Here is a 13,272-nt window from a genome sequence, read left to right as displayed (position 1 = left end):
ATTACTGGCCCTTGCGCAGGACCGCACTTCGCGGTCCCGGGTCAGAACTTGCGCCGGAACGCCTCGACCGGGGCTGAATGTATCCGCACCGCTGCTGTCTGCAACAGGTCATTCCGACGAGAATTCTGGACACGGCAAAAGATTGAAATAGGGTGAAAACCCGGAATATTCCTGGGCAACTCGGGCCGGACAAACCACGCCAACGACCCATAGCGCACTTGCATGTTGACTCAATGTCAACCCTCTCGCGGCCCGCTCATATGCGGCGGGCAAGAACAGCGGAGGGGACTTCCCCAACTCTACCGCGCCCAACCAAGCAGAATTGCCCCCTCCGTTTGGCAACGGAGGGGGCAATTCAGTTTCTACGAGCCGTTGGCCGCTCAGCAGCCGCCCGCGACGGCCGGGATGATCGAGATGCCCGCGCCGTTCGGGGTGGACGTCTGCAGCCCGCCCTCGAAGCGCACGTCGTCGTCGTTGACGTAGACGTTGACGAAGCGGCGCAGCTTGCCCTGGTCGTCCAGGACGCGCGCGGCGATGCCGGGGTGGCTCGCCTCCAGGGACTGGATGACCTCTTCGAGGGTCGCGCCCTCGGCGGAGACCTCGGCCTGGCCGCCGGTGTAGGTGCGCAGGATGGTGGGGATGCGGACGTTGACGCTCATGGCGCTACTGCCTTTCCGGTGTGCAGGGGAGAGAGATCAGGCCAGGTTGGCGGCGCGGAACGCGTCCAGGCTGGGGCGGATCGTGGCGGTCTGGCCGCTGTCCGCGGCCACCGCCTCCAGGGTCTTGAGGCCGTCACCGGTGTTCAGGATCACGGTGGTCAGCGCGGGGTCGAGCTGCCCGTTCTCGATGAGCTTCTTCGTCACGCCGACGGTCACGCCGCCCGCGGTCTCGGCGAAGATGCCCTCGGTCTGGGCGAGGATCTTGATGGCCTCGACGACCTGCTCGTCGTTGACGTCCTCGACGAAGCCGCCGGTGCGGCGCGCGATGTCCAGGACGTACGGGCCGTCCGCCGGGTTGCCGATGGCCAGCGACTTGGCGATGGTGTTCGGCTTCTGCGGGCGGACCACCTCGTGACCGGCCTTGAAGGCGGTCGAGACGGGCGAGCAGCCCTCGGCCTGGGCGCCGAAGATCTTGTACGGCTTGTCCTCGACGAGGCCGAGCTTGATCAGCTCCTGCAGGCCCTTGTCGATCTTCGTGAGCTGCGAGCCGGACGCGATCGGGATGACGATCTGGTCGGGCAGCTGCCAGCCGAGCTGCTCGCAGATCTCGTACGCCAGGGTCTTGGAACCCTCGCCGTAGTACGGGCGCAGGTTGACGTTGACGAAGCCCCAGCCCTCGCCCAGCGGGTCGCCGATGAGCTCGGAGCAGAAGCGGTTGACGTCGTCGTAGTTGCCCTCGATGCCGACGAGGTCGCCACCGTAGACACCGGCCATGACGACCTTGCCCTGCTCCAGGTCGTGCGGGATGAACACGCAGGAGCGGAAGCCGGCGCGGGCGGCCGCGGCGCCGACGGCGCCGGCCAGGTTGCCGGTGGAGGAGCAGGAGAGGGTGGTGAAGCCGAAGGCGCGGGCGGCCTCGACGGCGATGGCCACGACGCGGTCCTTGAAGGAGTGCGTCGGGTTGCCGGAGTCGTCCTTGACGTACAGCTTGCCGGTGACGCCGAGCTCCTTGGCCAGGTTGGCCGCGTCCACGAGCTTGGTGAAGCCGGGGTTCAGGCTCGGCTTGGAGGCCACGTCCGCCGGGACGGGCAGCAGCGGCGCGTAGCGCCAGATGTTGTTCGGGCCGGCCTCGATGGCGGCGCGCAGGGCTTCCGGGTCGCCCAGGGGCAGCTCGTAGGCGACTTCGAGCGGGCCGAAGCACTCGGCGCAGGCGAAGATCGGGCCGAGCTCGAAGCGGGTACCGCACTCACGACAGGAAAGGCCGGTGGCGGGACCGAGATCGACAGAGGCGCCGGAAGCGATGTTTTCAACGGTTTCGGCAGAGGTTGCGACAGACTGTGCAGCCATGATGGCGAGGCCCTTTCTCCTCATCTTCCCCATGGCGCACTTCGCCATGAGACGGAATTGGCACCTTCCCTAGCCGGGGACCTCGCTGGCGGCGCTGGAATGCGCGATCGCGAGAACCGACTGGAGGGTTGCCGGGGCTTCAACGGGCCGTGTCCCTCTGCCCCTCTGGATGAGCGGTATGGCACCGGCACACGCGCTCTGTGGCGCGCCGGTGCGTTTGTACGCGGGGACCCCCGGCATGCGGTGGACCTTCGCGTTGTTCAAGACTGTAACCGAAGGCCCGGGTGGTTGAGACAGCCGTCCGAACCGCGAGATGGATCACATTTCGGTCCAAACCAGTGAAGAACCCAGTGATGAACCAGGGAGTGTTGAAGGTGCTGGAAGAGGTGGAGCGCTGGTTGGCAGACCGCTCCTGGTCAGCCGCCGACCGACCGCTCGGCCAGCTGCTTTCGGCCAAGCGGGCGGCGGGGACCACGGTGAGCGTGGTGCTGCCGGCGCTGAACGAGGAGGCGACGGTCGGCGAGATCGTCGAGGTGATCCGGCGCGATCTGATCGAGGGCCTGCCCGTGCCCCTGGTGGACGAGCTCGTCGTGATCGACTCGGGCTCCACGGACCGCACCGCGGAGGTCGCGGCCAAGGCCGGGGCCCGGGTGGTGCACCGCGACGAGGTCCTGCCGCGGATCCCGGCGCTGCCCGGCAAGGGCGAGGTGCTGTGGCGGTCGCTGCTGGTCACCACCGGTGACATCGTCTGCTTCGTGGACGCCGACCTGCGCGATTTCTCGGCCGCCTTCGTCTCGGGGATCGTCGGCCCGCTGCTGACCGATCCGGACGTGCGGTTCGTCAAGGCGATGTACGACCGCCCCTTCGGCCAGGAGTTCGGCGACCCGGCCGCCCTGGCCTCCGCCAAGGCCCACGGCCAGGGCGGCCGGGTCACGGAGCTGGTGGCCCGCCCCCTGCTCAACCTCCACTGGCCGCAGCTGGCCGGCTTCGTCCAGCCGCTCGGCGGCGAGTACGCCGTACGCCGCGAGCTGCTGGAGCGGCTGCCGTTCCCCGTGGGCTACGGGGTCGAGCTGGGCCTGCTGGTGGACGCGCTGCACACGGCCGGGCTGGACGCGCTGGCCCAGGTGGACGTGGGCGTACGGCTGCACCGCCACCAGGACGGCCAGGCACTGGGGCGGATGGCCGCCGCGATCTACCGCACGGCGCAGGTGAGGCTCTCGCGCGGGCACCTCGTACGCCCCGAGCTGACGCAGTTCGAGCGCGGCCCGGAGGGGTTCGTACCGCACACCTACGCCGTGGACACCGAGGAGCGGCCGCCGATGCTCGACATCGAAGAGTACGCGCACCGTCGCGTGGCGTAACGTCCCCATTCATCCCTATTGGTCTAATTTCCCTTTCATGGAGTTTCTCCGATGAACTGTTTCAGCCCGGCCTCGAAGTCGGCGCAGACCTGCCGCATGGCCTCTTCGGCGCGGGAGCAGACGTCGGTGAACGTATTCCGCCGTTACTTGGTGACGAAAACAAAGTGAACGTGCAGGTTGGGGACAACGTGGCGTCCGGTGCGTACATCGTGATGAGCTGCGACGTGAACCGCTGCTAGGTTCCCGTTCGTGAGTCAAGGCCCCCTGGTCATGCGGCAGTTCGGACACCGTGCCCGGCTTTCACTGTCGTGCGCCGAGGTGTTGAAGGCTGATGGCCAGGCGCACGCGGCCCGCACCATGTGGAACCTGCTGCACGCCTGGTGGGGGATGATGCCGAAGGAGAAGCGGACCCTGGCGAATGCGGATGCCGCGATCCGGCAGGCCCGCGAGGACATCAGCTTTCTTGCTGTCCTTCCCGCTCAGGCGGCGCAGGCGGTGTTGAAGGCGTACTTCCAGGCGTGGAAGAACTGCTGGGACGGCCGCGCCGACGCCCCGAACTTCAAGGGCCGCATCCGTACGGTGCCATCCGTGGACGTCCCGCAGGGCCGGGACCTGAAGGTCACCCGCGTGCACCGCCGCTGGGGCATGGCCAACCTGCCGAAGATCGGCCGGGTCCGCTTCCGGTGGACCAAAGACCTGCCCGTCGGCAAGCGCGCCAACACGGAGAACCGGATCACCGGCGCCCGGTTGATCAAGGACGCACTCGGCTGGCACATCGCCTTCCGCATCCAGACCCTGGAGGTCACGCCAGAGCCGCACCAGGGGCCGGACGTCGGCATCGACGTGGGCATCACCGTGCCCATGGCCCTCTCCGACGGTGGGACCTTCGAGCACGACGAGTGGCTGACGGCCAAAGAGCAGGCAAAGCTCCTGCACCTGGAGCGGCGCGCCGCGCAGCGCAAGCAGCACCGCAAGCCCGGCGAGTACACCAGCCGCCGGCTGCACCGCACCTACGACCAGATCGCAGGACTCCGCGCGAAAGCCAAGCGCAGGGCACTGGACTGGCAGCACGAGACGACCACCACCATCGCCCGCACCTACGGCACCGTCGTGGTCGAAGCACTCACCATCACGAACATGGTCAAGTCCGCCAAGGGCACGGCCGACCAGCCGGGACGGAACGTCGCCCAGAAATCCGGGCTGAACCGCTCCATCAGCGGGGAGGCGTGGGGCCGGACGGTCGCCATACTGACGTACAAGACCGCCCGGCACGGCGGCACCCTGCACAAGGTCCCCGCCCCCGGCACCTCTCAGCGCTGCTCCGTGTGCGGCTTCACCACGCCCGGCAGTCGGGAGTCCCAGGCTGTGTTCGTGTGCAAGAACCCGGACTGCGGCTGGTCGGGCAACGCCGACTGGAACGCGGCCCGCAACGTCTTGCACCTGTACCGGATGGGCCTCGCGCTCGTCCCGGCTGCCGGGAGGGCAGTCGTCAGGCGCGCGAAGCGCGTCAAGCCCGCTACCGCAAGGTAAGCGGGAATCTCCCGGCCTCGGCAGGGAGAGCACTTCAAGGCGGCCACGTGCTCCACCGCTCGACCAGCCCGGACACCACGGCCAAGGTCTCCGGCTTCTACCGCTCAGGCGACGGCCCGGTCCGGGCGAGCGCGATGGCGTACCAGGGCGCCTGGAACACCAAGGGCGATCAGTTCCGGGTGAACAGTGCGAACATCACCGCGGCCGCTGCCGGAAACTCCCGTGGGCCCCAGGGACGACTCCCCGGGCTCCCCGGGCGGGAACCTGGCCACCACCGGCTCTGACGGCCGCAGCTGTGGATGATGGGCACGGCGGCCGCCACGCTCACGGCACTCGGCGGTGTGGTCTTCCTCTCGGTCCGGCGCACACGCAGGCGCTGACGTTTGACCGGAGGCGAGGCGGGCTAGGTTCGCCGCATGGCTTCCCAGGTGCTCGTCGCCGCGAATCGCGGCCCCCTCTCGTACGCCCTCGACGCGGCCGGCACGCTCAGTGCCCGCCGCGGCGGGGGCGGCCTCGTCTCCGGCCTCTCCGCAGCCCTCGCGGAGCAGCCGGGGGCGCTGTGGATCTGCGCGGCCCTGTCCGACGCGGACCGGGAGGCGGTACGGCGCGGGGTCGCCGAGCCGGGCGTGCGGATGCTCGACATCGACCCCGAGGTCTACGACGCCGCGTACAACGGCATCGCGAACTCGGTGCTGTGGTTCCTCCACCACCACCTGTACGACGTCCCCCGCGAGCCGGTCTTCGACGCGGAGTTCCGGCGGCGCTGGCAGGCGTACGTCACCTACAACGAGGCCTTCGCGGCGGCGCTGGCCCAGGAGGCGGCCGAGGGGGCGGCGGTCCTGATCCAGGACTACCACCTGGCCCTGGCCCCGGGCATGCTCCGGGAGCTCCGCCCGGACCTGCGGATCGGGCACTTCACGCACACGCCGTGGGCCTCGTCGGAGTTCCTGGACATGCTCCCGGACGACATCCGGAGCCAGCTGGTCTGGGGGATGCTCGGGGCGGACCGTCTCGGCTTCCACACGTGGGAGTGGGCGTTCAACTTCACCTCGGGAGCGAACTTCGACAACCTGAGCGGCATCGCGCAGTCGTACTCCCCGACCGGAACCCCGGAGCGCGGGGTGTGGCACCGCAGGGCCGCCGATACCAAGACCGGGCTCGGGGAGCGCCGGTTCACCGAAGTGAACCCGTACCCCCTCGGCGTGGACGGCGACGAGCTGCGCGCGCTCGCGCACCGGCCGGAGGTGGACGACAAGCTGGCGGCGCTGCGGGCGGAGGTCGGCGGGCTGAAGACGATCGTCCGGGTGGACCGGACGGAGCTGTCGAAGAACATCCTGCGGGGGCTGCTGGCGTACCGGGAGCTGCTGACGGTCCACCCCGAATGGCGCGGCCGGGTGGTCCACCTCGCCTCCGCCTACCCGTCCCGGCAGGACCTGAGCGTCTACCGGGAGTACACCGAGTCGGTACGGGAGCTGGCGGCGGCGATCAACGCGGAGTTCGGCAACGGTGACTGGCAGCCGGTACTCGTCTCCGTGGAGGACGACTTCGCGCGGTCGCTGGCCGCGTACCGGCTGGCGGACGTGGCGCTGGTCAATCCGGTGCGGGACGGCATGAACCTCGTCGCGAAGGAGATCCCGGTGGTCTCGGAGGCGGGGTGCGTGCTGGTGCTGTCCACCGGGGCGGGGGCGTACCAGGAGCTGCGCGCGGACGCGCTGACGGTGAACCCGTACGACGTGACGGCCACTGCGGAGGCGCTGCACGCCGCGCTCTCGATGCCGGCGGCGGAGCGGGCGGACCGCACGAAGCGGCTGGCGGTGGCGGCGACGGCCCTCCCCCCGGCCCAGTGGCTCACGTCCCAACTGAACGCCCTGCGCACCTGACCCACCCGCGCGGGGCGAAGTCCCCACAGCAACCCTCACCGCTGCGCGGGGCGAAGTCCCCGCAGCAACCCTCACCGCTGCGCGGGGCGAAGTCCCCGCAGCAACCCTCACCGCTGCGCGGGGCGAAGTCCCCTACCCGCCCTTCCACCGTTCCCCGGGGCTGCGCCCCGGACCCCGCGCCTCAAACGCCGGCGAGGCTGAGTTTTGCGGCGCAGCGGCAACTCCAGCCCGTCCGGCGTTTGAGGACCGGGTCCGGGCAGAGCCCGGGGAACGGGCGAAGGGCGGGTAGGGGACCCAGCCCCGCAGGGCCCAACCAGCCGCACCCGCCCACCGGCCCCCGCCCCAAGCGGCAGTGGCGGCGGCCCCGCCCGGCCACCGCCGGACGGAGTCCGGCGCAGCGGCACGAAGCCCGCGCAGCGGTGCGAGCGGCGCGTCGAAAAGGTGCCCCGCGCAGCGGTGCGAGCGGCGCGTCAGGAAGGGGCCAGCGCCGCGGCCAGGGCGGACAGGAAGGCCACGACCTGCGACGGGCCGGACAGCGTCAGGTCCGCGCGGGCGGCGAGTTCCGGAACCTCCGCAGAGCCACTGCACAGCAGCACCCCCGGCATGCCCCCGGCCCGCAGCTTCTCCACCGCCGAGTACGCCGCGAGGTCCCCGAGGTCGTCCCCGGCGTAGAGCACGGCCTCCGCCCCCACCTCCGCGAGGTACTCCGTGAGGGCGACGCCCTTGTCCATCCCCGGCGGCCGCAGCTCCAGTACGGCCCGGCCCGGTTCGACCATCAGGCCGTGCCGGGCCGCCAGCCCCGCCAGGGGCTCGCGCAGGGCCGCGAAGGCCGCCTCCGGGTCGGCCGCGCGGCGGGTGTGGACGGCCAGCGCCTGGCCCTTCTCCTCGATCCACGTCCCGCGCCACGCACCGATCGCGTCCAGGAACCCGGGCAGCTCCGCCCGGACCGACGCCACCCCCGGATGCTCGGCCGGAGCGTGCACGATGCCGCTCACGGCGTCCCAGCGCTCGGCCCCGTAGTGCCCGAGGACCACCAGGTGTTCGAGGCCGGGGACTCCGGCGAAGCCCCCGTAGCGGACGGCGACCCCGGCGGGCCGGCCGGTGACGACCGCGATGGAGCCGACCTCGGGGGCGAGGGCGGCGAGCGCGGGGACGGCTCCGGGGTGGGCCCGGGCCTGGTCGGGGTCGGGGACGATGTCGGCGAGGGTGCCGTCGAAGTCGAGGGCGACGACGGAGCGGCGCGGTGTGCGGAGGAGGGCTTCGAGTCCCTCGCGTCCGGCGGTGGTGACGGGCATCGGCAGATCGTGCGGATGGTAGCTCCCCATACGCTCGACCCTAACGGCCCAGCGGGGCCACGGCTACGGCGCGGGCGCCCGCACCCGGCCGCCCGCCCACCGCGGCCCGCACAGGCCGTCCCGCACACCCCGGCCGCGCCCGCCGCTACCGCCTCGCCCGCTGGGCCTCGCGGATGCGCCGCAGGCGGTTCACCGTGCCCGGCGCGTGCTGGAGCGCCCTGGGGTCGTCCATCAGCGCGTTGAGCAGCTGGTAGTACCGGACCGGGGGCATCCCCAGTCCTTCCCGTATGGCCCGCTCCTTGGCGCCCGGCCCGGGCCAGGTGCGGCCTTCGTAGGCCAGTACGGCCGCCTCGTCGGCGCTCAGCCCGGCCGGCGGCCTCTCGTCCGCGTCCGTCATACGGCCAGATTAACTCCGCCCTACGACAGCCCCCGGTCGGCGCGGATCGGACCGGCCCGCATCCGGCCCGCATCCGGCCCCCATCCGGCCCGGATCAGCGGGGCTCCGCCTTGCGCGCCATCTCCGCGAGGTCCGCGAGGGTCTTCTCGGGCTGTCCGCCCGGCTGCACGGCCTTGCCGATGTTCTTCTTGACGTCCTCGCTCACGGCCGCCCAGGACTTCTTGCCCACGGGGTAGAGCCGTGCGTTGGGCAGTGCGCGCAGGAAGGTCTTCAGCTCCGCCGAGGAGGCGCCCGTAGAGGCCTCCATCGCCCGGGATCCGCTGGTGGTGACCGGGAGCAGGTCGTACTTCTCGGTGAAGGCCGTCACGTTGTTCGCCTCGTACAGGAAGTCCAGGAACTTCCCGGACTGCGTCTGGTGGCCGGTCTTGAAGGCCATCACCCAGTCGGCGACGCCCATGGTCGGGTGGGGCACCCCGTCGGAGGTCGGCATGGGGGTCATGCCGTACACCACGCCCTTCGCGGCGGCCTGCTTGAGCAGCGTCGGGTGCCCGTTGAGCATGCCGACCTCGCCGCGCGAGAAGGAGTCGAAGGCGGCCTGGCGGTTCAGCTTGGCCGGTTCGACGGGGCCGGTCAGGCCCCCGCCGACGAGCTTGTCGCGCAGGAACTCCAGGGTCTTGACGTTGTCCGCGGAGTCGATCGAGTACTGCTCCTCGTTGTCGGCGTAGCCTCCGCCGCCCGCGAGCAGCCACTGCATGGTCTCGGCCTGCGCCTCCTCGCGGCCCATGGGCAGCGCGAAGGGCGTCGGGACTCCGTCCGCCTTGAGCTTCTTGGCGGCGGCCTCCAGGTCGGCCCAGCTCTTGGGCTGCCAGGGGGTCTTGCCGTCCTTGGGGATGACTCCGGCGTCGGCGAGCAGCTTCTCGTTGTAGAACATCAGCCGGGTGCTGGCCACGAAGGGCAGGCCGTACTGGACGCGCCGGACCTTGCCCGCTTCGGCGAGCGGTGCGAGGAAGTCGGCCTGGGTGTTCACGGAGAGCAGCTCGTCGGCGGAGTACAGCTTGCCCTCGGCCGCGTAGTCGGCGTAGGCGCCGATCTGGGCGATGTCGGGGGCCTCGCCGGCCTTGACCATCTCGGCGACCTTGGCGTCGACCTCGGACCAGGAGTAGACGTCGACCTGGACCTTGATGCCGGGGTGGCGCTTCTCGAAGGACGCGGCGAGGTCCTTCCAGTAGGGCTTGGAGGAGTTTTCCGGTTTGTCCCCGTAGTCGGCCGCCACGATCTTCAGGGTGACCTCGTTGTCCCCGGTGAGGCCCGACACGGCGCCGCAGCCGGTCAGCGTCACGGTGGTCAGGCACAGTGCGAGGCCGGACGCGGCGAGGTTCAGCTTTCTGGCCTGGACAGTTCGCGCCTTCAAAGTTCTCGTTCCACCCCAGGTTGTTCCGTACGATTCGCGTAAAGGTCTACACCACTTTTGAGCCTCGTCAACATCCAGGTCCAAACGTGCACACGGCCTGCACGTGCACACGCGCACGGACCCGCCCGCAGACCCGCGCACCGACCCGCTCACCGACGAAGGTCCCGAATTTGTATGGCTACTCAACAATCCCCCTCAGTGGACTAGACCTTTGCCCTCCGATCACGCGAGACTGTCACCCGTGAAACCCGTGAAACACGTCATCGCCCTCGATGTGGGCGGCACTGGGATGAAGGCCGCCCTCGTCGCCGCCGACGGCACCCTGCTCCACGAGGCGCGCCGCGCCACCGGCCGCGAGCGGGGCGCCGAAGCCGTCGTCGAGACGATCCAGGACTTCGCCGCCGAGCTCCTCGACCTCGGCCGGGAGCGCTTCGCCACCACCGCCTCCGCGGCCGGCGTGGCCGTCCCCGGCATCGTCGACGCCGAGAACGGGATCGCCGTCTACGCGGCGAACCTGGGCTGGCGCGACGTCCCCATGCGCGAACTGCTCGGCAGACGCCTCGGCGGGATCCCGGTCGCGCTGGGCCACGACGTCCGCACGGGCGGACTCGCCGAAGGCCGCATCGGCGCGGGCCGCGGCGCCGACCGCTTCCTGTTCGTCCCCCTCGGCACCGGCATCGCCGGAGCCATCGGCATCGCCGGCCGCATCGAGGCCGGCGCGCACGGGTACGCGGGCGAGATCGGCCACATCGTGGTCCGCCCGGGCGGCCCCGCCTGCGGCTGCGGCCAGCGCGGCTGCCTGGAGACCCTCGCGTCCGCCTCCGCCGTCAGCCGCGCCTGGGCGGCCGCCTCCGGCGATCCCGACGCGGACGCCGCGGACTGCGCCAAGGCCGTCGAATCCGGCGACGAGCGCGCCCTGGAGGTCTGGCTCGCCGCCATCGGCGCCCTCGCCGACGGGCTGGTCACCGCGATCACCCTGCTGGACCCGCGCACGCTGATCATCGGTGGCGGACTGGCCGAGGCCGGGGAAACCTTGTTCACACCACTACGGACGGCCGTCGAGGAACGCGTGACGTTCCAGCGGCTGCCCCACATCGTTCCGGCGGCCCTAGGGGACACCGCCGGATGCCTGGGCGCAGGGCTGCTCGCCTGGGATCTACTCGCCACGGAGGTACCTGCCTGATGTCCGGAAGCGCACATGTGGGCCGCAGTACCGTTCTCTCCGGCGCCGACGTGGTGCTGCCCACGGGCATCGTCAAGGGCGGGCGCCTCATCGTCGACGGTGAGCGCATCGCCGGCAGCGCGGAGGAGAACGCGGCCGTCGTCGACCTCTCCGGGTGCCTGATCGTCCCCGGCTTCGTCGACATGCACAACCACGGCGGCGGCGGCGCCTCCTTCACCTCCGGCACCGCCGAGGAAGTGCTCAAGGGCGTACGGACCCACCGCGAGCACGGCACCACCACCCTGGTCGCCTCCACCGTCACCGGCGACCTGGACGAGCTGGCCCGCCGCGCCGGACTGCTCGCCGAGCTGACCCAGCAGGGCGACATCGCGGGCATCCACTTCGAGGGGCCGTTCATCAACCCCTGCCGCAAGGGCGCGCACATGGAAGACCTCCTGCGCGACCCCGACCCGGCCGAGGTCCGCAAGCTGATCGACGCCTCGCACGGCGCCGCCCGCATGTTCACCCTCGCCACCGAACTCCCCGGCGGCCTGGACTCCGTACGCCTGCTCGCCGAGCACGGGGTCATCGCGGCGATCGGCCACACGGACTCCACGTACGAGCAGACCCTCGAAGCCATCGACGCGGGCGCGACCGTCGCCACCCACCTCTACAACGCGATGCCGGGCATGGAGCACCGCGCCCCCGGCCCCATCGCGGCCCTGCTGGAGGACGAGCGGGTCACCGTCGAGCTGATCAACGACGGCACCCACCTGCACCCGGCGATGCTGGAGCTGGCCTTCCACCACGCGGGCGCGCACCGGGTGGCGCTGATCACCGACGCGATGGACGCGGCCGGCTTCGGCGACGGGATCTACCACCTCGGCCCGCTGGAGGTCGAGGTCAAGGAGGGCGTCGCCCGCCTCGTCGAGGGCGGCTCCATCGCCGGCTCCACCCTCACCCTGGACACCGCCTTCAAGCGGTCGGTCACCCTCGACAAGCTCCCCGTCGAGTCCGTGGTCCAGGCGATCTCCGCCAACCCGGCCAAGCTGATCGGCGTCTACGACCAGGTCGGCTCGCTGGAGCCCGGCAAGTACGCGGACCTCGTCGTCCTCGACGCCGCCTTCGACGTCAAGGGCGTCATGCGGCGCGGCGAATGGATCGTCGACCCGCTCGCGGCAGGGACGTGACAGAGCCCCGGAAGGCGGTCGGCCCGGGGTACTGGGCCGACCGCTCCTTCTTTTGGCATGCTGTGTGCCCCGCGCGAGGCGGCACAGACCGAGACCGGGGCCCGCCATGATCCTGACCGTGACGCTCAACACCGCACTCGACGTCACCTACCGCGTACCGCGCCTGCTCGCGCACGCCTCCCACCGCGTCACCGAGGTCACCGAACGGCCCGGCGGCAAGGGCCTCAACGTGGCCCGCGTGCTCGCCGCGATCGGCCACGAGGTCACCGCGACCGGCTTCGCGGGCGGCCCCACGGGAGCCCTCGTACGCGAGCTGCTCGCCGGCTCCCCCGGCGTCCGGGACGAGCTGGTCCCCTGCGCGGGCACCACCCGGCGCACCCTGGCCGTCGTCGACGAGGCCTCCGGGGACACCACGCAGTTCAACGAACCGGGCCCGCTGATCACCGCCGCCGAGTGGACCGCGTTCCTCACCCGCTACGGGGCCCTGCTGGCGGGCGGCGCCCGCGCGGTGGCCCTGTGCGGCAGCCTGCCCCCGGGCGTCCCCATAGGCGCTTACGCGGCCCTCGTACGGACGGCCCGCGCGGCCGGCGTGCCCGTCCTCCTCGACACCAGCGGCGAGGCCCTGCGCCGCGGGGTCGCCGCCCGCCCCGACGTGATCAAACCGAACGCCGCCGAGCTCGCCGAGCTGACCGGATCGCGAGACCCGCTGCCCGCCACCCGGGACGCCCGCCGCCGCGGGGCCCACGCGGTGGTCACCTCGCTCGGCCCGGAAGGACTGCTCGCCGCCACCGCCCGGGGCACCTGGCGGGCGGCCCCGCCCCGCACCCTGCCGGGCAACCCCACCGGCGCCGGCGACTCCGCGGTCGCGGGCCTGCTCTCGGCCCTCACCGAGGGCCTGGACTGGCCGGACCGCCTGACCCGCGCGGTAGCCCTCTCGGCAGCCACGGTCGCCGCCCCCACGGCGGGAGACTTCGACCCCCGCACCTACGAGGAGGTACGGGGGTCGGTGAAGGTCACGGCGGGCACGTAGTTCGGCCATT

Annotated in this window: 12 protein-coding genes and 1 riboswitch; of the genes, 7 read left to right on the top strand and 5 right to left on the bottom strand. The window is 71.3% G+C overall.

The features are described 5' to 3' along the window. Positions 1–380: 380 nt before the first annotated feature. Together MTF69_RS31070 and thrC are read right to left on the bottom strand one after the other, a co-directional pair. On the bottom strand, positions 381–659 hold the full coding sequence (locus tag MTF69_RS31070) for a MoaD/ThiS family protein (RefSeq protein ID WP_243339542.1): 279 nt from the start codon (positions 657–659) through the stop codon (positions 381–383). 36 nt (positions 660–695) lie between these two features. Beyond that, positions 696–2,006 (bottom strand): threonine synthase, encoded by a 1,311-nt coding sequence (thrC, locus tag MTF69_RS31065; protein WP_243339541.1) that lies wholly within the window; start codon positions 2,004–2,006, stop codon positions 696–698. Positions 2,007–2,023: 17 nt separating this feature from the next. Beyond that, a riboswitch (SAM riboswitch) is annotated at positions 2,024–2,182 on the bottom strand. Positions 2,183–2,380: 198 nt separating this feature from the next. Between thrC and MTF69_RS31060 the strand changes: the two genes are divergently transcribed. The 4 genes from MTF69_RS31060 to MTF69_RS31045 all read left to right on the top strand — a co-directional run bounded on the left by MTF69_RS31060 (position 2,381) and on the right by MTF69_RS31045 (position 6,777). Next, positions 2,381–3,367 carry a glucosyl-3-phosphoglycerate synthase gene (locus MTF69_RS31060; protein ID WP_243339594.1) on the top strand — a complete coding sequence of 329 codons (987 nt, stop codon included), beginning with the start codon at positions 2,381–2,383 and terminating at the stop codon, positions 3,365–3,367. Positions 3,368–3,637: 270 nt separating this feature from the next. Next, entirely contained in the window at positions 3,638–4,897 is a 1,260-nt protein-coding gene (locus MTF69_RS31055) for a transposase (protein WP_243339593.1), read from the top strand. Positions 4,898–4,944: 47 nt separating this feature from the next. Next, the gene (locus MTF69_RS31050; protein ID WP_243339537.1) at positions 4,945–5,181 is read left to right on the top strand and encodes a hypothetical protein; all 237 of its coding nucleotides are present in this window, start codon (positions 4,945–4,947) and stop codon (positions 5,179–5,181) included. A 132-nt stretch (positions 5,182–5,313) separates the two neighbouring features. Further along, positions 5,314–6,777, top strand: coding sequence for a trehalose-6-phosphate synthase (locus MTF69_RS31045; protein ID WP_243339534.1), 1,464 nt, complete (start codon positions 5,314–5,316; stop codon positions 6,775–6,777). A 470-nt stretch (positions 6,778–7,247) separates the two neighbouring features. Here the strand turns inward: MTF69_RS31045 and otsB are convergent, their stop codons facing one another. The 3 genes from otsB to MTF69_RS31030 all read right to left on the bottom strand — a co-directional run bounded on the left by otsB (position 7,248) and on the right by MTF69_RS31030 (position 9,880). Beyond that, positions 7,248–8,102 (bottom strand): trehalose-phosphatase, encoded by an 855-nt coding sequence (gene otsB / locus MTF69_RS31040; RefSeq protein ID WP_243339533.1) that lies wholly within the window; start codon positions 8,100–8,102, stop codon positions 7,248–7,250. A 115-nt stretch (positions 8,103–8,217) separates the two neighbouring features. Beyond that, complete coding sequence (locus MTF69_RS31035; RefSeq protein WP_243339532.1) at positions 8,218–8,469, bottom strand: DUF3263 domain-containing protein; 252 nt, start codon at positions 8,467–8,469, stop codon at positions 8,218–8,220. A 94-nt stretch (positions 8,470–8,563) separates the two neighbouring features. Beyond that, positions 8,564–9,880: an extracellular solute-binding protein gene (locus MTF69_RS31030; protein ID WP_243339531.1), complete on the bottom strand. Its 1,317-nt coding sequence runs from the start codon at positions 9,878–9,880 to the stop codon at positions 8,564–8,566. A 289-nt stretch (positions 9,881–10,169) separates the two neighbouring features. Here MTF69_RS31030 and MTF69_RS31025 point away from each other — a divergent pair, with 289 nt between their 5' ends. The 3 genes from MTF69_RS31025 (at position 10,170) to MTF69_RS31015 (ending at position 13,262) form a co-directional block, all read left to right on the top strand. Beyond that, a complete protein-coding gene (locus MTF69_RS31025) occupies positions 10,170–11,063 on the top strand; it encodes an ROK family protein (protein ID WP_243339592.1) in 894 nt (297 codons plus the stop codon). Further along, complete coding sequence (gene nagA / locus MTF69_RS31020) at positions 11,063–12,232, top strand: N-acetylglucosamine-6-phosphate deacetylase (protein ID WP_243339530.1); 1,170 nt, start codon at positions 11,063–11,065, stop codon at positions 12,230–12,232. The genes MTF69_RS31025 and nagA overlap by 1 nt, the downstream gene beginning before the upstream one ends. Before the next feature lie 106 nt (positions 12,233–12,338). Continuing rightward, positions 12,339–13,262, top strand: coding sequence for a 1-phosphofructokinase family hexose kinase (locus MTF69_RS31015; RefSeq protein WP_243339529.1), 924 nt, complete (start codon positions 12,339–12,341; stop codon positions 13,260–13,262). Positions 13,263–13,272 lie beyond the last annotated feature (10 nt).

It is taken from the genome of Streptomyces sp. AP-93 (genome assembly GCF_022808175.1).
In the GTDB taxonomy this organism is placed as follows: Bacteria; Actinomycetota; Actinomycetes; order Streptomycetales; family Streptomycetaceae; genus Streptomyces.
The sequence above is the reverse complement of the archived record's forward strand: the minus strand, read 5'-3'. Positions and strand labels throughout refer to the sequence as shown.

Bases quoted from the DNA above. Each gene is read 5' to 3' on its own strand.
- MTF69_RS31070 (WP_243339542.1), bottom strand. From the start codon at position 659: ATGAGCGTCAACGTCCGCATCCCCACCATCCTGCGCACCTACACCGGC.
- thrC (WP_243339541.1), bottom strand. From the start codon at position 2,006: ATGGCTGCACAGTCTGTCGCAACCTCTGCCGAAACCGTTGAAAACATC.
- MTF69_RS31055 (WP_243339593.1), top strand. From the start codon at position 3,638: ATGCGGCAGTTCGGACACCGTGCCCGGCTTTCACTGTCGTGCGCCGAG.
- MTF69_RS31045 (WP_243339534.1), top strand. From the start codon at position 5,314: ATGGCTTCCCAGGTGCTCGTCGCCGCGAATCGCGGCCCCCTCTCGTAC.
- otsB (WP_243339533.1), bottom strand. From the start codon at position 8,102: ATGGGGAGCTACCATCCGCACGATCTGCCGATGCCCGTCACCACCGCC.
- MTF69_RS31035 (WP_243339532.1), bottom strand. From the start codon at position 8,469: ATGACGGACGCGGACGAGAGGCCGCCGGCCGGGCTGAGCGCCGACGAG.
- MTF69_RS31025 (WP_243339592.1), top strand. From the start codon at position 10,170: ATGAAGGCCGCCCTCGTCGCCGCCGACGGCACCCTGCTCCACGAGGCG.
- nagA (WP_243339530.1), top strand. From the start codon at position 11,063: ATGTCCGGAAGCGCACATGTGGGCCGCAGTACCGTTCTCTCCGGCGCC.
- MTF69_RS31015 (WP_243339529.1), top strand. From the start codon at position 12,339: ATGATCCTGACCGTGACGCTCAACACCGCACTCGACGTCACCTACCGC.